Consider the following 18,101-nt stretch of genomic DNA (forward strand, 5'->3'; position numbering starts at 1 on the left):
AGTCGGGGTGTCCGGTGGGAGGGGTCAGGCGGGAGGGACGAACCCGCCTGGGGTGGGGCCGGGCTCCCGGGCGGCGGGCCGGTCCGCGGGCGGCGGGGGCGCCACCGGGTGCACTGGGTGTACCGGGTACGCCGGGCGCGTCGGCTCCGCCGGGGGAGGGAGGGGGATCCGAGGCTGCGGCGGCCGGGGGGCGGGCTGGGCGTGAGGCCGGGGCCCGCTGTGGCCGGTCCGTCCCTGGTCGGGCCACCCCTGGCCGGTCTGCCCTTGGCCGGTCTGTCCCTGGTCGGGCCCTCCCTGACCGGCCCACTGTCCACCGGCTTGTTGTTCACCGGGTCGCTGGGCATCGGGCTGCTGCGCGGAAGCCCATTGCGCACCGGGCTGCGGCGCGGGGGCCCACTGCCCACCGGGTCGCGGCGCACCGGGGTGCTGCCCACCGGGGTATTGCTCTCCCGCCCACTGCCCACCGGCCCACGGCTCACCCGAGCGCTGCCGGTCGTGCCACTGCTGGGCCAGGCGCGCCTGCTCGCGGCGGCGGCGCTCGGCCAGCACGGCGGTCAGGTAGGCGAACGGCGGCACGCCGGGCGGGGCGGGTGGTGAGACGAAGGCCGACATCTCGGTGGCGATGCGCACGCCCATCTCGTGCTGGACGGCGGGGGCCAGGTCGTGCCAGCGCATGAGGTACTGTCTCGCGGTGGCCGCGACCTGTTCGGGCAGCCGCGACAGCTCCAGCGTGGCCGCCCATGGGGCGAGCGAGGGCGGCATGTCCAGCGGCGGTCCGTACTGCCGGGGGACGCGTTCGGCGATCACCATGGTGCCGGAGAAGAGGTCGCCGAGCCGCTTGCCCTTCTCCGAGATCAGCGAGCTGATCAGCGCGGGGGCGCCGCTGAGCATCCAGAACTCCAGGACTCCCGCCAGCCCGCGGAACAGAGCCTGCCGGAACCGCTCGGGGCCGCCGTCGTCGCTGACGACCCGCAGCCCCAGCGCGAGCTTGCCCAGGCTGCGCCCGCGCGAGAGCGTCTCGAAGGCCACCGGGTAGCCGACGATCACGAGCACGCTGAGCACGATGTAGACCATCGCCGTCAGCGCCGGATCGTCCAGGAACCCCAGGCTGCCGACCAGCAGGGAGGCGCCGAGCAGCGTCAGGACCTGGACCGTCATGTCGATCAGCAGCGCCGCGGCCCTGCTCGGGAGCTGGGCCACGCGGACCTCGACGACCACGGCCTCGCCGGTTACGACATCGGACACAATCAGCACCCTACCTTCGACTGGATAGGCTGCCCGCGTGGACATCGACGCCTTCGTCACCGCGCACCGGCCCGCCTGGGACCGCCTTGAGCATCTGGTCCGGCGGCGCGGCTCGCTGGACGGCGCCGAGGTCGACGAGCTGGTCGACCTCTACCAGCGTGTCGCCACGCACCTGTCCCTCGTCCGCTCGGCCTCCGCCGACCCGATCCTGGTGGGCCGCCTGTCGGCGCTCGTGGCCCGCGCCCGCTCCGCCGTGACCGGGGCGCACACCCCGGCCTGGCGGGAGTTCGTCCGCTTCTTCACGGTCTCCTTCCCGGTGGTCGCCTACCGGGCCCGCTGGTGGTGGCTGGCCACGAGCGTCGCGTTCCTGCTGGTCTCCACGGTCGTCGCCGTCTGGGTGGGGCAGAACCCCGGCGTCCAGGCGGCGATCGCCACCCCCGAGCAGATCACCCAGCTCGTCGAGCACGACTTCGCCGACTACTACTCGGAGAACCCGGCGACCTCCTTCGCCGGGCAGGTCTGGGTCAACAACGCCTGGGTCTCGATGCAGGTCATCATCATGTCGATCCTGCTCGGCCTGCCGATCCCGTACGTCCTGTGGGAGAACGCGCTCAACGTGGCCGTCTCCGCCGGGCTGATGGCCTCGCGCGGCAAGCTCGACATCTTCTTCGGGCTGATCACCCCGCACGGCCTGCTGGAGCTCACCGCGGTGTTCCTCGCCGCGGCCGTCGGCATGCGCCTGGGCTGGACGTTCGTCGACCCCGGCCCGCGCAGGCGCGCCGAGGCCCTGGCCGAGCAGGGCAGGGCCGTGATGAGCGTGGCCCTCGGCCTGGTCGTGGTGCTGCTCGTCTCGGGGCTGATCGAGGGCCTGGTCACCCCCTCGGGGCTGCCCACCTGGGCACGGATCGGCATCGGGGTGGTCGCGGAGGTCGCCTTCCTCGCCTACGTGATCTTCTTCGGCCGCCGGGCCGTGGCCGCGGGCGAGAGCGGCGACGTGGAGCGCGCCCCCGACCTGGCCCCCAGCGCCGGCTGAGCGCGGCGCGATCGCGGCGGCCGGGATAAGCCGGCCGTCCGGCCTGGGCGCGCGAGGGAGACGCGCTCAGAGCCGTCCGGCGGCCTTCAGTGCCAGGTAGGCGTCGGCCAGGGCCGGGGCGATCTGCTCGGGAGCGGTGTCCACGACCTCCACGCCCTGGCGGCGCAGCAGGGCGGTGATCCTGCGCCGTCCCGCCCTCAGGTGCTCGGCCGCCGCCGCGCCGTAGACCAGCTCGGAGGTGCCGCGCCCGGCGGCCATCTCGGCCACCTGCGGGTCGGAGACGGCGGCCAGGAGCACCAGGTGCCGCGAGGACAGACGGGGCAGGACGGGCAGCAGGCCCTCCTCCAGCGCCGCCGGGTTGAGGTCGGTCAGCAGGACGACCAGGCAGCGCCGCCTGGCCCGCGACATGACGGCCGCGACCATCCCCGCGGAGTCGGCCTCGACCAGCTCGGCCTCGATCGGGGCCATCGTGTTGACCAGCGACGACAGCAGCTCCGTACGGCCGGTGCCGGAGACCCAGGCGCGCACCCCCCGGTCGTGGGCCATGAAGTCGACCCGGTCGCCCGCGCGGGAGGCCAGGGCGGCCAGCAGCAGCGCCGCGTCCATCGACCAGTCGAGCCGGGGCCAGCCGGGCACGACCCGCGACGCGGCGCCTCCGGTGCCCCCGATGCCCCCGGCGCCCTTCGGCACCTCTCCCGCCAGCGGGATCGGGGCGGTGCCCACCCGCCCGGCCGAGGTGCGGCCGGTGTCGAGCACGATCAGCACCCGGCGGTCGCGCTCGGGCCGCCAGGTGCGGACCACGACGTCGTTGCGGCGCGCGGTGGCCCGCCAGTCGATCGAGCGGACGTCGTCGCCGACCACGTACTCCCGCAGCGAGTCGAACTCGGTGCCCTGTCCCCGGATCATCGACGGGTGCCTGCCCTCCAGCTCCCTGAGCCTGGACAGCTTGGCGGGCAGGTGCTTGCGGCTGAGGAAGGGCGGCAGCACCCGGACCGACCAGGGCACCCGGTGCGAGCCCTGGCGGGCCGCGACCCCCAGCGGGCCCAGCGTCCGCACCGTCACCGTGACCGCCTCGCGGTCGCCCCTGCGGGTGGGGGTGAGCGTCGTGACCAGCCTGCGGCGCTCGCCGGGAGGCACGTCCAGCGGCAGGTGCCGGGGCGTGGCGCCCGCCGACGGCGGCCAGGCGTCCCTGAGCACGCCGCGCGCCCGGCGCGGGCCCGGGTTCTCCACGATCAGCTCGACCTCGACCGACTCGCCGAGCCGTACCAGCCGCTCGCCCGAGCGGGTGAGGCGCAGCGGGCGTACGCTCCCGGCCAGCAGCAGGTCGACCACCACCAGCGCCACGATCAGCAGCGCCACCCCGGCCAGGGCCGCCCCCGGCTGGGGGGCGAGCAGCACGGCCAGGGTGCCCAGCAGCGCCAGCAGCGCGGCCCGTCCTGTCAGCGCCATGGTCAGCGGGGGACGGGGACGGAGGCGAGGATGGCGTCGATGAGGCCGTCGGCGGTCGCGCCCTCCAGTTCGGCCTCGGGCCGTATCTGGATCCGGTGCCGCATCGCGGGCCGGGCCAGCGCCTTGACGTCGTCGGGCGTCACGTAGGAGCGGCCCGACAGCCACGCCCAGGCCCGCGCTCCGGCCAGCAGCGCGGTGGCGCCGCGCGGGGAGACGCCGAGCTGGAGCGAGGGCGACTGGCGGGTGGCCCTGGCGACGTCCACGATGTAGCCGAGCACCTCGGGGCCCACGTGCACCTGGCCGACCGCCGCGCGTCCCGCGGCGAGGTCGGCGGCGGTGGCCACTGCCTTGACGTACGACAGGTCGCGCGGGTCGAAGCCGAGCGCGTGCCGTTCCAGCACCGCGATCTCCTGGTCACGGGGCGGCAGCGGGACGGTCAGCTTGAGCAGGAACCGGTCGAGCTGCGCCTCGGGCAGCTGGTAGGTGCCCTCGTACTCGACGGGGTTCTGGGTGGCGGCCACGATGAACGGGTCGGGCAGCCCGCGCGCCGACCCCTCCACGCTGACCTGTCGCTCCTCCATCGCCTCCAGCAGCGCGGCCTGCGTCTTCGGGGGCGTGCGGTTGATCTCGTCGGCGAGCAGGAGGTTGGTGAAGACCGGCCCCTCGCGGAACTCGAACTCCGACGTCTTCGCGTCGTAGACCAGCGAGCCGGTGATGTCGCCCGGCATGAGGTCGGGGGTGAACTGCACCCGTTTGAAGTCGAGCGAGAGCGCCGCCGCGAGTGTCCTGACGAGCAGGGTCTTGGCGACGCCGGGCACGCCTTCGAGCAGCACGTGGCCCCGGCAGAGCAGCGCGATCACCAGCCCGGTGACCACGGCGTCCTGGCCGACGACCGCCTTGGAGACCTCGGCGCGCAGGGCCCCCAGCGCCTCCCTGGCCTGGTCGGCACTCCGCGCGACGGGCGCTGCGGGCGCGACGGGCGCGGCGGATGCGCCGGGCGCGGTCCTGACGACGGAGGTCGCCTCGGCGGGACCGCCGTTCCCCGGTGGTGTGGTCACGACTTTCCGACCTGCCTTTCCACGATGTCCAAGTATCCGGCCAGGGCTACCAGCCCGGCCTCGTCGACCGGCGGCGGTCCGTACAGGGCGGCGCCCACGTGTGACGCCGCCTGACCGGTCCGCTCGGCGATCGCGTTCACCAGCGCGTCGGGCCCCGTCCCCGCGGGCAGCCCGAGGCGGGGGGTGACCCGGTCGGTGAAGCCCGCCCGCAGGGCCGCGGCGGCCCGGTCGCGGGACCGCCGCGCACGGTAGAGCCTGGCACGTCCCTCGACGGTCTCCGCCGCCCGTACGACGACGGGCAGCCGCTCGGCCACCACGGGACCGAGCCTGCGGCCCCGCCAGAGCGCCAGCAGCAGCACCGCGACGATCAGTTGCGCCACGGCCCACTTGACCCCTGCGGGGACCAGGCCGTAGAGACCCGCCTTGCCGCCGCCGGCCTGGGCGCCGTTCTCCGGGGGCGTCAGCCAGACCAGGGTGGGCCGCCCGCCGGCGAGGTTCGTCGCCAGCGCGGCGTTGCCGTCCTCGGCGAGCCGCAGGTTGGTCATGAACTGCCCGTCTCCGACGACGGTGACCGTGCGGCCCGCGCCGCTGTGGGAGACCAGGGTGGGCGCCCCGTCCGCCGGGTAGCAGCCGATCGACGGCGGGGGCGCGGTGAGGACCACGCCGCCGGTGTAGGCGCTGCCCGCCCTCTCCGCGGCGGGCAGCCCGCACCGGGGCTCGCGGGAGCGCGCCCGCGCCTCCCGTACCGGAGCCACCCCGGGCGCGAGCACGTCCAGCCGGGCCCGTACGCCCGCCACCAGCAGGTCCGCGGGGAGGTCGGCGAGCCGCTCCGCCTCGTCCTCGTCGAGCGGGACCGTCGGGCTCACCAGCACGGTGCTGCCCGCGGGACCCGCCCGGCCGACCAGCGCGGCGGCCTCGGCGACCGAGGTGACCCGCTCGACCCGCACGCCCCGCGCCTGCAGCAGCCGGGCCAGGCCCTTGCCCCCCGACAGCGAGGTGTCGGCGGGGTCGAGGGTCCTTCCGGGCCCGCCGGAGCCGCCGAGCAGCACGCCGGTGACGGCGACGGCGACCACGAGGAGCGCCACCAGCAGGACGCCCCTGCCGCCGCGCCAGAGGCTTCCCGCGGTCGGCGAGACGGAGGTCGTCGCGAGGTCCTGCCCGCCAGGTCGCGGTTCTCTTGCCGAGTTCTGCCCGCCGGGTCGCAGGTCTCGCACGAGGTCCTGCCCGCCGGATCGCGGCTCTCGCGCGGAGTCCTGCCCGCCGGTCGGCGCGGCCGTCTCGGGGACGCCCCCGGGGGAGGCCAGGCCGGGCTGTCCGGTCTGTTCGGGCTGTCCGGGCGCGGCCGGGGTCACGGCGCCTCCGCCCGTACGGCGGCCGCCGGGCGGGCCGCGCGCAGGTGCTCGTCGAGGTCGCGCATGACCCCGTACGCCTCGGGCGTGCCGGGCACCTCGCCGTAGGTCACGTCGTCGAACACCCGGGCCGCCGAGGCCAGCTCGGCGGCGAGCGCGGGCAGCGCGCGACCGGCCTCGGCGGCCAGCTCGCCGGCGGTGCGGCCGGGGGTGGAGTCGATGATCACGCGGTCCTCCAGGTCGCGGGCGACGGCCCGGAGCCGCTCGCGGACCGCCTCGGCCCACCGGGCCTCCGCCGCGAGCCGCTCGGCGGCCTCGCGGTGCTCGGCGGCGGTGAGGCGGCGGTCACCGAAGATCCCCTCCGCGCGGGAGGCGCGGCCCCCGGTGGTCCTGCGGGCCACCAGGAGCAGCGCGACGATGATCCCGATCACGATCAGGAGGAGGACGGCCCGCGCCGCCACGCTGCCGGCGGCGCCCAGGGACTCCTGGTCGAGCAGGTCGCCGAGGAACTGGTTGACGTTCCGCCAGAGGCGGTCGACCAGGGACTCCTTGGCGTACTCGGATCTGAGCAGCTCCCGGATCGCCTGGCGCCGCGCCTCCTCGCGCTCGACGTCGATGGGGGACGTCAGGAGTGGGGCCACGGGGCTCCCTGGCCGGGGGACCCGTGCGACGCGGGGCCCGAGGGCGTGACGGAGGGGTCCCAGAGGTCGTCGGCCGACGCGTGGACCCATCCCTGCCGCTGCTGCTCGATCGCCGCGGTCTGCAGCACCAGGTCGAAGGCCTCGGAGCGCATCCGCCGGTCGGCGTAGAGCAGGCCGTTGACCCCCGCCCGGAGGGGATAGGCGATCATCGAGCCGAGGGTGACGCCCACGGCGATGAGGATCGCGGAGATGATCTGCGAGCCGGTGGTCCCGCCGCCGAGGAGGGCGAGGAAGCTCGCGCCCAGGACGAAGGGGAAGGCGAGCACCTGGCCGATCAGGAACGCGATGAACTGGGTGAGGATCAGGATGCCGAGCGTCCGCCAGAAGCCGCCCGAGACCAGGTTCCAGGACCTGCGCAGGGAGTCGGCGACACCGCGCCGCTCCAGCACCGCGGCCGCCGGGGCCAGCGCCAGCCGGGTGGAGACGAAGAAGGTGTAGATCACGAAGGCGACCGCCGCCGTCACGCCCACGATCCCCACCACGGCGTTCCCCGCCCCCGAGGAGCCGAGCGCGAGGAGCAGGCCGACGACCAGGGCCAGCGGGACGAGCAGGGCCACGAGGGTGACGACGACCACCCCGAACAGTGTGGGCACCCGGCTACGGGTCAGCTTCCAGGCCTCGCCGGCCGTCATCCTGCCGCCGAAGACCGCGCGGCCCAGGATGCGGGTCAGCACGCCGGTCAGCAGCGTCACCGCGACGAACTCGACCCCGTAGGAGAGCAGGCTGCCGCCGTACTGGGCGAGGAAGCTCTCCTCGGCAGGGGCCGCGTTCGGGTTCTCCAGCATCGGGGCGAGGGAGCCGAGCATGCTCGCCTGCCCGACCGCCAGGGGGATCGCGGCCAGCGCGGCGACGATCGCCGACAGGCCCAGGACGCTCTTGGGGTTGGAGCGCATCAGCTTGATCGTGCCGTCGAGGATGTCGCCCAGGCCGAGCGGGCGCAGCGGGATGATCCCCGGGCGCATCGCGGGGGGCGGCGCCCCGTAGGGGCCCTGGGGGTACGGCTGCTGGTGGGGCGCCTGGCCGTAGGGCTGGCCGGGACCCGGCGGAGGACCCTGCGGGAACCCCTGGGGCGGCGGGCCCTCGGGGGCGCCGGACGCGGGGCCGGGCGCCGTGCCGGGCGCGGTCCACGGCGATCCCGGGGCGTTTCCGTACGGCGGAGGTTGGTTGGACGCCCAACCCGGAGGCGTACCGGGAGCACCGGGGGTGGAGCCGTGACCGTCTGACATATCCCAATCCTGGCATGTGGACCCGCCGTCCGTGGTGATCGGGCGATTCATCCTTCCCCGGAGCGGCGGAGATCCCGGAGGGATGGCCGAGAAGCCGTGGTTTACCGCAGACTGTGACCGTGGTCATCACCGCCCGGCGTCCGCAGTCGCCGGGGCCGGCGGCGGCCGTGGGGGGGCACCACTGCGCGTTTCACGTTGCGTGCGCCTAAAATTCGTCATTTGGACGCCCGGTCGTCGGCCGGTGTCATCCAGTAGGCGGACAAGGGTAATCTTCGACGATCGAGCGGTTTATCCCAATAACTCCCGAACTGCGTAAACCGAATGAGGGGCCATGAAAGGACGCGTGCTGGTCGTCGACGACGACGCCGCTCTCGCCGAGATGCTCGGTATCGTGCTGCGCGGGGAGGGCTTCGAACCCTCCTTCGTCTCCGACGGTGACAAGGCGCTGGACGCGTTCCGCGACACCCGTCCGGACCTGGTCCTGCTCGACCTGATGCTCCCCGGCGCGGACGGGATCGACGTCTGCCGCCGCATCCGGGCCGAGTCCGGGGTGCCGATCGTCATGCTGACGGCCAAGAGCGACACCATCGACGTGGTGCTCGGGCTGGAGTCGGGGGCCGACGACTACATCGTCAAGCCCTTCAAGCCCAAGGAGCTCGTCGCCAGGGTCCGCGCCCGGCTGCGCCGCACCGACGAGCCGACGCCGGAGATCCTGCAGATAGGCGACATCACGATCGACGTCGCCGGGCACTCGGTCAAGCGGGAGGAGGAGACCATCAACCTCACCCCGCTGGAGTTCGACCTGCTGGTCGCCCTCGCCAGGAAGCCGCGCCAGGTCTTCACCCGAGAGGTCCTGCTCGAACAGGTCTGGGGCTACCGCCACGCGGCCGACACCCGCCTGGTCAACGTGCACGTCCAGCGGCTCCGGGCGAAGATCGAGAAGGACCCCGAGCACCCCGAGATCGTCGTGACGGTCCGCGGGGTCGGTTACAAGGCCGGGCCGGCCTAGCCGCCGACCTCCCCCGGACCCCGAGATGCCTCCCGCACCGAAGAGACGCCGCCGCACCCCGCGCCAGCTGCTGCGGGGTGTGCGGCGTCGCACGCGGCGCGTGGCCGGCAGGGCGCGCCGCGTCCTCTGGCGCTCGCTCCAGCTGCGCGTGGTCACCAGCACGATGGTCATCTCCATCGTGGTCGTCGCCGTGCTCGGCGTCTTCCTCATGCAGCAGATCATCAGGACCACCCTGGAGACCAGGGAGAGCGCGGCCAAGAGCGAGGCGCAGGCCGACAGGAACGCGGTGCTCGGCTATCTCAACCAGCCGGCGGCCGAGGCCGCCAAGCAGCCCGTCGACCCGGGCCAGGAGGCGCAGGCCGCGGGGGGAAGCCCGCTCGGCCAGGCCACCGAGGCGCTCGCCCGGCGCGCGGGCTCGGCCAGCCGCTACTCGGTGATCATCCGCAACGAGAACCTGCCGGGGGCCTTCTACGGGACCACCGACATCGACCCCCGCAGCATCCCGGCCAGGCAGCGCGAGGAGCTGTTCAAGAAGGCGGCCGGCGAGGACAGCACCTGGTACACCCCGCTGTACTACAAGGGCCAGCCCGAGCAGCCGGTGCCCGGCATGATCATCGGCACCCGCCTCGACTCGTCGTACGAGATCTACCACCTGGTCCCGCTGGACAAGGAGGAGCGGACCCTCGCCTCGGTGCAGCAGATGATCATCCTCGTCGGCGCCGGTCTCGTGCTGCTGCTCGCCGCGATCTCCTCCCTGGTCATCCGCCAGGTCGTCACGCCGGTCCGGCTGGCCAGGCAGGCCGCCGAGCGGCTGGCCGCCGGGCGCCTGGACGAGCGGCTGAAGGTGCGCGGGGAGGACGACCTGGCCCGCCTGGCCACCTCCTTCAACGAGATGGCCGCCAACCTGGCGTTGAAGATCCACCAGCTGGAGGAGCTCTCCCAAGTGCAGCGCCAGTTCGTCTCCGACGTCTCGCACGAGCTGCGCACCCCGCTCACCACCGTGCGGATGGCCGCCGACCTGCTCTTCGACGCCCGCGAGGACTTCGACCCGATGGCCGCCAGGTCGGCCGAGCTGATGCAGAACCAGCTCAACCGGTTCGAGGCGATGCTCGCCGACCTCCTGGAGATCAGCCGCTACGACGCGGGCGCGGCCGACCTCGACGTCGACTCGGTGGACGTCAGGGACGTGGTGCTGCGCGCCGTCGCCGACTCCGAGGCGCTGGCCGAGCGCCACTCCACCCGCTTCGACCTGCGCCTTCCCGGCGAGCCGTGCATGGCGGAGATGGACAGCCGCCGGGTCGAGCGCATCCTGCGCAACCTGCTGTTCAACGCGATCGAGCACGGCGAGGGCCGCGACGTCGTCGTCTCGGTCGCCGCCGACAGGGACGCGGTGGCGGTGGCCGTACGGGACCACGGGGTGGGGTTGAAGCCCGGCGAGGAGAACCTGGTCTTCGACCGGTTCTGGCGGGCCGACCCGTCCCGGGCGCGCACGATCGGCGGTACGGGCCTGGGGCTGGCCATCTCCCGCGAGGACGCCATCCTGCACGGCGGCTGGCTGCAGGCGTGGGGCTCGCACGGCGAGGGCTCGCAGTTCCGGCTCTCGCTGCCCAGGGTGGCCGGGGCGGTGCTCAGGGGCTCGCCCCTGCCGCTCGTACCCCCGGAGGTGGAGATGCGACGCACGTGGCGGGGGCATGTGACGCCGGTGCTGTCACCGGCGGTGGCCGACGGGGGACGCGATGCGGACTAGGACCGAACGGGCGCGGCGCGGGCCGTCCGGGACCGAACGGGCGCGACGCGGGCCGTCGCGGTCCCGGGCCCGCGCGGGACGGCACGGGCCGGCGGCGGGGAGAGGCGCCCGGAACGCGGGGACGGTGCTGCTGGCGATCGCCCTGGTCTGCGGGATGAGCGCCTGCTCGGTCATCCCCACCGGTGGCAAGTCCGTCGTCGCCGTGGACAACGAGGGCAAGGGCAGCCCGCTGGGCGACCCGTACGCGCGGGTCATCGCCATGGCGCCGAAGGCGGAGTGGTCGCCGGAGGATGTCGTCACCGGCTTCCGCGCGGCGATGGCGAGCCTCGACGACTCCGGGTTCCAGGTCGCCCGCAAGTACCTCACCGGCGACTTCGCCGCCAAGTGGAACCCGCACAGCGGCGTCACGGTCTACCGGCAGGGCGACTACGAGAAGTTCGCCCCCCTGCGGGACGAGGACAAGCAGGCTCAGGTCACGCTCAAGGGCACCAAGACCGCCATCATCGACCAGGACGGTCGATACCGTCCGAGCGGCGGCCCGCTGAACCAGCCGTTCACGCTCGCCAAGGGGGCGAGCGGCGAGTGGCGCATCAGCGCGGCCCCCGACGGCCTGCTGCTGTCCGAGGCCGACGTCGCCCGCGGCTACCTGCCCGTGGACCTGTACTTCCTCGACTCCCAGTGGAAGGGGCTCGTGGTCGACCAGGTGCGCGTGCCGATCGACCCGGGCGCCAACTTCGCCAAGACGACGGTCGAGCGGCTGCTGCGCGGGCCGAGCAGCTCCCTCAAGGGCGCGGTGCGCACCGCCTTCACCGACACCGAGCTCATCGACGTCACCATCGAGAACAACAGGGTCGTCGTCGACCTCACCAGGCGGGTCGACTCCGACCTGATCGACCCGATGTCGGCCCAGCTCGCCGCGACCCTCGCCGCGCTCACCAAGGGCGGCTGGGGCTTCGAGGTCAAGGTGAACGGCGAGTCGTACTATCCCGACGCGCCCCTGCGGATCGACGCCCAGGAGCAGTCGAACTTCGACCCGTGGACGACCCCCGACTCCGTCTACCCGTTCTATCTCGCCGACGGCGCGCTGCGGCTGCTGGACAAGGAGAACGTCGGACGGGTCGTGCCGGGCAGGGCCGGTCAGAAGGGGGTCGGGCTCACCCGCCCGGCGATCAGCGGCCAGCCCGTGCAGCAGGTGGCGGCGCTCTCCTCGGACGGCAGGAGCGTCTCCGTCGCGCCGCTCGTCGCGGGCGGCGAGTGGCGGGTGTGGGCCACGGGCGTCTCCCTCGCCCCGCCGGCCTGGGACCGCTACCACACGCTCTGGACGGTCGACCGGCCCAACGACCACACCTCGATCATCAACCGGCACGACGGCGACAACAAGCACCGCTACCGGGTGTCCGCCCCCGACCTGGAGACGTTCCACATCGGGTCCCTGAAGATCGCGCGGGACGGCGTGCACGTCGCGGTGGTCGTCAGGGACGGGCTGGGGGAGCAGGTCCAGGTCGGCACGATCGTCGGGCAGCGGGAGAGCACCCGCATCGCCAACCTCCAGACCGTGATCGACACCGACGGCAACCGGACGATCAAGGACATCGCCTGGAAGGACGGCAAGACCCTGTACGCGCTCACAGGCAAGTCGGAGCTGCTCGAAGCCTCGGTGACCGCCGCGACCAGGTCCCTGCCCTTCGACTCGCGGATCGATAGCATCACCGCGCTGGACGGCACCCTGCTGGCCGGGGCCAGGGACGAGCAGGGCGCCCGGCAGGTCCTGTTCTGGAACTCCACCAAGTGGGAGCCGCTGGTCAAGACCGAGACCGGGACCACGGACTTCACCGAGAACGGCCCCTCCTCCCCGGCCTTCCCCCTGGGCTGAACCGCCCTTCGCCGAGGAGCCGGCTCCTCACGGCCTGGGCCATGGGGTGGCGTGGTGCCCCCATGGGCTCACCGGGGGAGCGGTTCGTGCTCCGGCGGTGTGCGGTTCCGGGTCGTGTCGGTGGGCTCGCCGGTGGTGTGTGGATTTCCGGGAGTGAGCCGTGCTACGGCGGTGTGCGGGCTTCGGGGGTGTTGTCTCTTCGTGCCGGGGTCGTGTCGGTGGGCTCGCCGGTGGTGTGTGGATTTCCGGGAATGGGCCGTGCTATGGCGGTGTGCGGTTCGGGAGGCGCCGTTCTTGCCCTGGGTCGGGGCGTTTTCCCGACGGGCCGCCCCGGCTCCGGGCGGGCCCGGCCGCGGTCTCCCGGCAGGCACCGAACCCCCCTCCGGTACTCTGGGCTGGGCTTTTTGTCGGTGCCATCTGAAACCTTGGATCCGTGACGACCGCCATGCTCGACCTGATCCTGCCGCCCCGCTGCGCCGGATGCGACGCGCCGGGCGCCCTCGTCTGCCCCCGATGCGCGACGGAGCTTCACGGAGCGCCCGCCCCGCGCATGCCCGACCCCGCCCCGCCCGGCCTGCCCGAGTGCTGGTCGGCGGCCGAATACACCCCCGCCGTGCGGCGGGCGATCATCGCCTACAAGGAGCGCGGCCGCACGGCCCTCGCCCCTCCCCTGGCCGGGGCCCTGGCCCTGGCGGTCGCCACGGCGGCCGGCGAGCGGCCGGTGCTGCTCGTTCCGGTGCCCAGCGCCCGCCCGGCCCTGAGGCGCCGCGGGCACGACCCGGTGGTCCGGCTCGCGGGGCTGGCGGCCGGTTACCTCCGCCAGGCCGGCTGGCCCGCGAGCGTGGCGCGAGTCCTCACCCAGCGCCGCCGTGTCGCCGACCAGGCGGGCCTGAGTTCCCTCCAGCGGGCCGCGAACCTGTCCTCCGCCTTCACGGTCACGGTCGGCCGAAACGCGCCTGTGCCGCGCTCCTGGGGCGGTACGGAGGCGATTGTGCTGGTCGACGACGTCATCACCACCGGTGCGACGCTCGCCGAGGCCGCCAGGGCGATGCGCGAGGCGGGGGTGACGCCCTCCCTCGCCGCCACGGTCGCCGCGACACGCCGAAGATCCAAATCCGGTGATCGTTACGGAGGGTGAGGTGAAGGTCCGGTCCCGGCCTCACCCGGGAGCCACACCTCACTGTCCTGGAGGTGCTCTCCGGGCTGCTCAACGAACGCCGGGGGCCTTCCCCCGTAACGCCCCGACCGGCGGGCGGGGGTGGCCCGAGGGCTGTTTGCCCGGTCGTGAATTACGCAAAGTGATCCTTTGGCCGATCGTCAGGCTGACATTCGGCCGTGATGCGGATAGCGTCTGAGCCATGGCACCCGCTCGGGTCCGTGGTTGCGCCGGACCGACCTCCACCAGGAGGCCGGCCCGGCTAGCCGATGCCAGCCGCAGGCCAAACGGTCCACGTAAGACGACTTTTCGTCGATCGATCACGGTGCGGCTTAGAGGTAAGTCCTGCCTTCCCAGGGAGCCAGATGTTCCTTGCCAGAAGAGAAGGGCATGTAGTGGCAAAGAGCTGCGAAACCCTCAGCAGGCGGATGTGGGGACGAAGACCAGGTCGGCCGAGCGGGTGTCGCAATACCACCGTCGAGATTCGAAGGGGGGCTGTGCATGGAGATCATCGTCAAGGGTCGGCACACCGGAGTGAGTGACCGATTCCGTGACCACGTGAACACCAAGCTGGCCAGGATCGAGCGTTTGGACCACAAGCTCATTCGCGTTGACGTGGAGGTGTCCAAGGAAAGTAATCCCCGTATCGTCGACCAGCGAGAGCGAGTCGAGCTCACCATCCACTCACGTGGTCCCGCGGTCCGTGCGGAGGCCTCGGCCGACGACCGTTTCGCCGCCCTTGACATCGCACTCGGCAAACTCGAAGGACGACTGCGGCGCCTCGCCGATCGCAGGAAGATCCATCACGGGAACCACTGCCCTCCGTCGGTCGCGGAGCTGACGGCCACCGCGCTCGCCGAGTCGTTCGAGAGCGCCCCGGCCCACCTGCTCACCGAGCAGTCACTGGTCGAACCCCCGGCCGAGGCCGACGTCCCTGAGGACAAGAGCATCATCCCGATCCAGATGGACGGGGACGGGCCGCTGATGGTCAGGGAGAAGTTCCACGAGGCCGACCCGATCACGGTCGACCAGGCACTTCTCGAGATGGAACTGGTGGGGCACGATTTCTACCTCTTCCGTGACAAGGAGAGCGGGCAGCCGAGCGTCGTATACCTCCGACAGGGGTACAACTACGGCGTGTTGCGGCTCGTTGAGCCCTGACGAACACGTTCGAAGATCCTCTCCGACCAACCGAGGACCATGAAACCCGTGTAATCATGGCGGTCCACCGGCTCTGGCCCCCCGAGGAGGAGGCGTGACGGAACCCGACGACGCAACCGGCCCGACCGGACGCGGCGAACCGATCCGCGTGCTGATCGTTGACGATCACGCGCTGATCCGCCGCAGTTTGGAGATGGCGCTGGCAGCGGAGACGGACATCGAGGTTGTCGGCGAGGCGAGCGACGGGCAGGAAGCGATCGAACTCGCCGACCGCCTCACTCCGGATGTCATGCTCATGGACGTCCGGATGCCCCGGAGGAGCGGTATCGAGGCCACTCGCGAGATCAAGGCCTCGGTGCCGAGCACGCGGATCATCATGTTGACGGTGAGCGACGAGGAGGAGGATCTCTTCGAGGCGATCAAGGCGGGTGCCACCGGCTACCTGCTGAAGAACGTCCAGCTCGACGAGGTCCCGGAGGCCGTCCGCGGTGTCCACGAAGGACAGTCGCTGATCAACCCGGCGATGGCCGCCAAGCTGATCAGCGAGTTCGCCAACATGAGCCGCAAGGAGGCCGAGCGGCCCCCGCAGCTCCCCGTTCCACGCCTGACCGAACGGGAGATGGAGGTGCTCCGCCTCGTGGCGAAGGGGATGAACAACCGCGAGATCGCCAAGCAGTTGTTCATCTCGGAGAACACCGTGAAGAACCACGTCAGAAACATCCTGGACAAGCTTCAGCTTCACTCCAGGATGGAGGCGGTGGTCTACGCGGTCCGCGAGCGGATGCTTGAGATCACCTGACACGTAGCCGGTGCGGTGACTGTCTGACGGTCACCGCACTTCGGCGTGTCAGGGGCGGAAACGGCCCGGCATCCCGGCCCGGATCCCGAGCCGGCACTCGGATCCGGCGCCTTGACCAGGTGTTCCGGCCCGGTCGCCCGGTTCGGCCTCCTGGCCGGGCCTTCCTGCCCGGCCTTCCTGCCCGGCCTTCCTGCCCGGCCTTCCTGTTCGGTTCTGCTGTCCGGCGATCCGGCTCGGGAGACGGTTCGGCCCGGCGGGGGCCTTCACGCCTGAGGAGCCTCCCGGTTCAGGGCGTCCTGGAGGGGGGCGGCCAGGAGGGGATCGACGCGCTCGACCCGGACGGCCTCGCAGCCGACCCAGCTCGCGGCCTCCCAGAGGGCGTCGGCCAGCGAGGCGGCACCCCTGCCCGGCGCGACGCCGGGTTCGAGGCTCACCTGGCGGGCCACCAGCGCCGCCCCCTCGCGGGCCGGGTCGATCCGGCCGATCAGCCTGCCCCCGGCCAGCACCGGCATCGTGAAGTAACCGTGGACGCGCTTCTCCTTGGGCACGTACGCCTCAAGACGGTGGTTGAAGCCGAACACGCGGGCGGTGCGGGCGCGGTCCCAGACAAGGGAGTCGAACGGGGAGAGCGGGGTCGTGCGGTGGCGGCCCCTGGGCTCGGTCTCCAGCGCGGCCGGGTCGGCCCAGGCGTCGGCGGCCCGCTCGGGCCACCCCTCGACGCGGACGGGCACCAGCCCGGTGGAACCGTCGCGCAGGCACCTGTCGAGCAGCCGCGCCTCGGGCGCCTTCAGGCGCAGGAAGTCGACGAGGTCGGCGCGGGTGGCCACGCCGAGCGCGACCCCGGCGATCCCGGCGAGGCGGGTGACGCACTCGGCGTCGGAGAGGTCCTCGGCCAGCAGGTCCGCGGGGACCGCGCGCTCGGCCAGGTCGTAGACGCGTCGCCAGCCCACCCTGCGCGTGCAGACGACCTCGCCGGTGTCGAGCAGCCACTCAATGGCGATCTTGGAGTCGGACCAGTCCCACCACGGGCCGCCCTTCTTGGCACCGCCGATGTCGGCGGTGGTGACCGGGCCGCTCTCGCGGACCAGGTTCAGCACCTTGCCGACACTGTCGGGCACCTCGTGCCAGCGGAACTTCCTGGCGCGGAAATACCTCCGCCTGAAGGCGTACAGCGCCCAGTCGCCGATCGGGAGGATGCAGGCGGCGTGACACCAGTACTCGAAGGCCCGCGCGGGCTCGTCCCAGTAGGCCCGCTCGACCTCCTGCCTGCCGACGGCTCCGAGGCGGGCGTACGCGACCAGCTCGTGGGAGCGGGCCAGCACGGAGATCGTGTCCAGCTGGACGGCCCCGAGGCGGCGCAGGGTCGCGGGGGCGCCGCCCCGCCGGGCCTCGGCGCCCAGGAACCCCTGGGCGCGCAGGATGACGCGGCGGGCCTCGTCGGAGGAAAGGGAGAATTGCATGGACCGCCCCAGGGGGAGACAACACGTCGTGGGCCGAGGCTAGCGCCTGACACCGACGAAAAGGCTACGCCGGTGTCAGGGGGGCCGTGGCCGGGATCAACCGGGGCAAGTCGTGTCGGGTGTGGCGCCTCGCCTCGTTGGTGGGGACGGTCGAGGGGCGGTGAGAGGTGATGAGGGCGGGTGGAGCCCGTCGAGCCGGGGCAGGTCAGTCCGGGACGCTCCGACAAGTCGGTCCGGGACGCCTTCGGCCGGTTGGTTTGGGGCGCCCCGGCAGGTCAGTCCAGGATGCCCCGGCCGGTTCCGCCGCTCATCTCGCGGGGGGCCTCAAGGACGATGTCCTGGAAGACGCGGAAGACCAGCATCAGGATGCCGCCCATGACGCAGACCGCCGTGCCCATCCAGAGGACGAACCAGTTCGGGCCCAGGCAGAGGGCGACCCCGGCGATGGTGAAGCCCAGCAGGATCACGGTCACCGCCAGCCAGGACGACGCCCGGCCCCCGTGGCCGCCGGAGCTCGGGTGGACCGCGGGGCCGCCGTCGCCCCCTCCGGCCTCGTGAGTACCGCCATTCGTCTGACGTGTGTCCTCCGCCATCGCGGGCTTCTCCTCCCAGGCACGACGCCTCGCCCGCGCGGGGATCCACCGCGGGCGTGACAAAGGGCGACATACCCTTTGAAGCTGGTCGTACTCTCTCAAAGAAGCGGGCAAGGAACTCCATGGGCCACAAGAGCGTCTTTCAGGGTGGCTGTGTCTGGTGGCGGAACCGCCTACGATGGCAGCGGAGAACCATGTCTCGTCCTCAGCCGGGCCGGTCCGGCCGCGGAAGACCTGCGAGG

At 72.7% G+C, this 18,101-nt stretch carries 15 protein-coding genes; 7 read left to right on the top strand and 8 right to left on the bottom strand.

Translation table 11 applies throughout. The features are described from left to right. Window positions 1–24 precede the first annotated feature (24 nt). A complete protein-coding gene (locus ACFYWM_RS19210; RefSeq protein ID WP_389916392.1) occupies window positions 25–1,245 on the bottom strand; it encodes an RDD family protein in 1,221 nt (406 codons plus the stop codon). 37 nt (window positions 1,246–1,282) lie between these two features. Here ACFYWM_RS19210 and ACFYWM_RS19215 point away from each other — a divergent pair, with 37 nt between their 5' ends. Further along, the gene (locus tag ACFYWM_RS19215; RefSeq protein ID WP_389916394.1) at window positions 1,283–2,278 is read left to right on the top strand and encodes a stage II sporulation protein M; all 996 of its coding nucleotides are present in this window, start codon (window positions 1,283–1,285) and stop codon (window positions 2,276–2,278) included. A gap of 66 nt (window positions 2,279–2,344) precedes the next feature. Here ACFYWM_RS19215 and ACFYWM_RS19220 read toward each other — a convergent pair whose 3' ends face one another. From ACFYWM_RS19220 to ACFYWM_RS19240, 5 genes are all read right to left on the bottom strand, one after another. Beyond that, window positions 2,345–3,727: a DUF58 domain-containing protein gene (locus ACFYWM_RS19220; protein WP_389916395.1), complete on the bottom strand. Its 1,383-nt coding sequence runs from the start codon at window positions 3,725–3,727 to the stop codon at window positions 2,345–2,347. A 2-nt stretch (window positions 3,728–3,729) separates the two neighbouring features. Next, entirely contained in the window at window positions 3,730–4,653 is a 924-nt protein-coding gene (locus tag ACFYWM_RS19225; RefSeq protein WP_389916537.1) for an AAA family ATPase, read from the bottom strand. 128 nt (window positions 4,654–4,781) lie between these two features. Then, complete coding sequence (locus ACFYWM_RS19230; protein ID WP_389916397.1) at window positions 4,782–6,137, bottom strand: DUF4350 domain-containing protein; 1,356 nt, start codon at window positions 6,135–6,137, stop codon at window positions 4,782–4,784. Continuing rightward, the gene (locus ACFYWM_RS19235) at window positions 6,134–6,775 is read right to left on the bottom strand and encodes a DUF4129 domain-containing protein (RefSeq protein WP_389916399.1); all 642 of its coding nucleotides are present in this window, start codon (window positions 6,773–6,775) and stop codon (window positions 6,134–6,136) included. Before ACFYWM_RS19235 ends, ACFYWM_RS19230 begins: the two co-directional genes overlap by 4 nt. Then, window positions 6,760–8,061 (bottom strand): hypothetical protein, encoded by a 1,302-nt coding sequence (locus ACFYWM_RS19240; RefSeq protein WP_389916401.1) that lies wholly within the window; start codon window positions 8,059–8,061, stop codon window positions 6,760–6,762. Before ACFYWM_RS19240 ends, ACFYWM_RS19235 begins: the two co-directional genes overlap by 16 nt. A gap of 331 nt (window positions 8,062–8,392) precedes the next feature. On the opposite strand from ACFYWM_RS19240, the gene mtrA reads away from it, so the two are divergent. The 6 genes from mtrA to ACFYWM_RS19270 all read left to right on the top strand — a co-directional run bounded on the left by mtrA (window position 8,393) and on the right by ACFYWM_RS19270 (window position 15,806). Further along, window positions 8,393–9,070 carry an MtrAB system response regulator MtrA gene (gene mtrA, locus ACFYWM_RS19245; protein ID WP_030907316.1) on the top strand — a complete coding sequence of 226 codons (678 nt, stop codon included), beginning with the start codon at window positions 8,393–8,395 and terminating at the stop codon, window positions 9,068–9,070. Window positions 9,071–9,095: 25 nt separating this feature from the next. Next, window positions 9,096–10,817, top strand: a complete 1,722-nt coding sequence (gene mtrB / locus ACFYWM_RS19250) for an MtrAB system histidine kinase MtrB (RefSeq protein WP_389916403.1) — start codon at window positions 9,096–9,098, stop codon at window positions 10,815–10,817. Between the two features lie 124 nt (window positions 10,818–10,941). Further along, on the top strand, window positions 10,942–12,690 hold the full coding sequence (locus ACFYWM_RS19255) for an LpqB family beta-propeller domain-containing protein (protein WP_389916405.1): 1,749 nt from the start codon (window positions 10,942–10,944) through the stop codon (window positions 12,688–12,690). 433 nt (window positions 12,691–13,123) lie between these two features. Beyond that, a complete protein-coding gene (locus ACFYWM_RS19260; protein WP_389916407.1) occupies window positions 13,124–13,828 on the top strand; it encodes a ComF family protein in 705 nt (234 codons plus the stop codon). Window positions 13,829–14,347: 519 nt separating this feature from the next. Next, complete coding sequence (gene hpf / locus ACFYWM_RS19265) at window positions 14,348–15,007, top strand: ribosome hibernation-promoting factor, HPF/YfiA family (RefSeq protein ID WP_389916409.1); 660 nt, start codon at window positions 14,348–14,350, stop codon at window positions 15,005–15,007. Window positions 15,008–15,101: 94 nt separating this feature from the next. Then, window positions 15,102–15,806, top strand: coding sequence for a response regulator (locus ACFYWM_RS19270; protein ID WP_389916411.1), 705 nt, complete (start codon window positions 15,102–15,104; stop codon window positions 15,804–15,806). A 263-nt stretch (window positions 15,807–16,069) separates the two neighbouring features. Here the strand turns inward: ACFYWM_RS19270 and ACFYWM_RS19275 are convergent, their stop codons facing one another. Both ACFYWM_RS19275 and ACFYWM_RS19280 read right to left on the bottom strand, forming a co-directional pair. Further along, entirely contained in the window at window positions 16,070–17,266 is a 1,197-nt protein-coding gene (locus tag ACFYWM_RS19275) for a winged helix-turn-helix domain-containing protein (protein ID WP_389916413.1), read from the bottom strand. A 275-nt stretch (window positions 17,267–17,541) separates the two neighbouring features. Further along, window positions 17,542–17,859, bottom strand: a complete 318-nt coding sequence (locus ACFYWM_RS19280; protein WP_389916415.1) for an HGxxPAAW family protein — start codon at window positions 17,857–17,859, stop codon at window positions 17,542–17,544. Between the last annotated feature and the right edge of the window lie 242 nt (window positions 17,860–18,101).

The sequence above is a fragment of the Streptosporangium sp. NPDC002721 genome (assembly GCF_042888905.1).
Lineage (GTDB): Bacteria > Actinomycetota > Actinomycetes > Streptosporangiales > Streptosporangiaceae > Streptosporangium.

Coding starts and splice junctions, on each gene's coding strand:
- ACFYWM_RS19220 (WP_389916395.1), bottom strand. CDS start 3,727: ATGGCGCTGACAGGACGGGCCGCGCTGCTGGCGCTGCTGGGCACCCTG.
- ACFYWM_RS19240 (WP_389916401.1), bottom strand. CDS start 8,061: ATGTCAGACGGTCACGGCTCCACCCCCGGTGCTCCCGGTACGCCTCCG.
- mtrA (WP_030907316.1), top strand. CDS start 8,393: ATGAAAGGACGCGTGCTGGTCGTCGACGACGACGCCGCTCTCGCCGAG.
- mtrB (WP_389916403.1), top strand. CDS start 9,096: ATGCCTCCCGCACCGAAGAGACGCCGCCGCACCCCGCGCCAGCTGCTG.
- hpf (WP_389916409.1), top strand. CDS start 14,348: ATGGAGATCATCGTCAAGGGTCGGCACACCGGAGTGAGTGACCGATTC.
- ACFYWM_RS19275 (WP_389916413.1), bottom strand. CDS start 17,266: ATGCAATTCTCCCTTTCCTCCGACGAGGCCCGCCGCGTCATCCTGCGC.
- ACFYWM_RS19280 (WP_389916415.1), bottom strand. CDS start 17,859: ATGGCGGAGGACACACGTCAGACGAATGGCGGTACTCACGAGGCCGGA.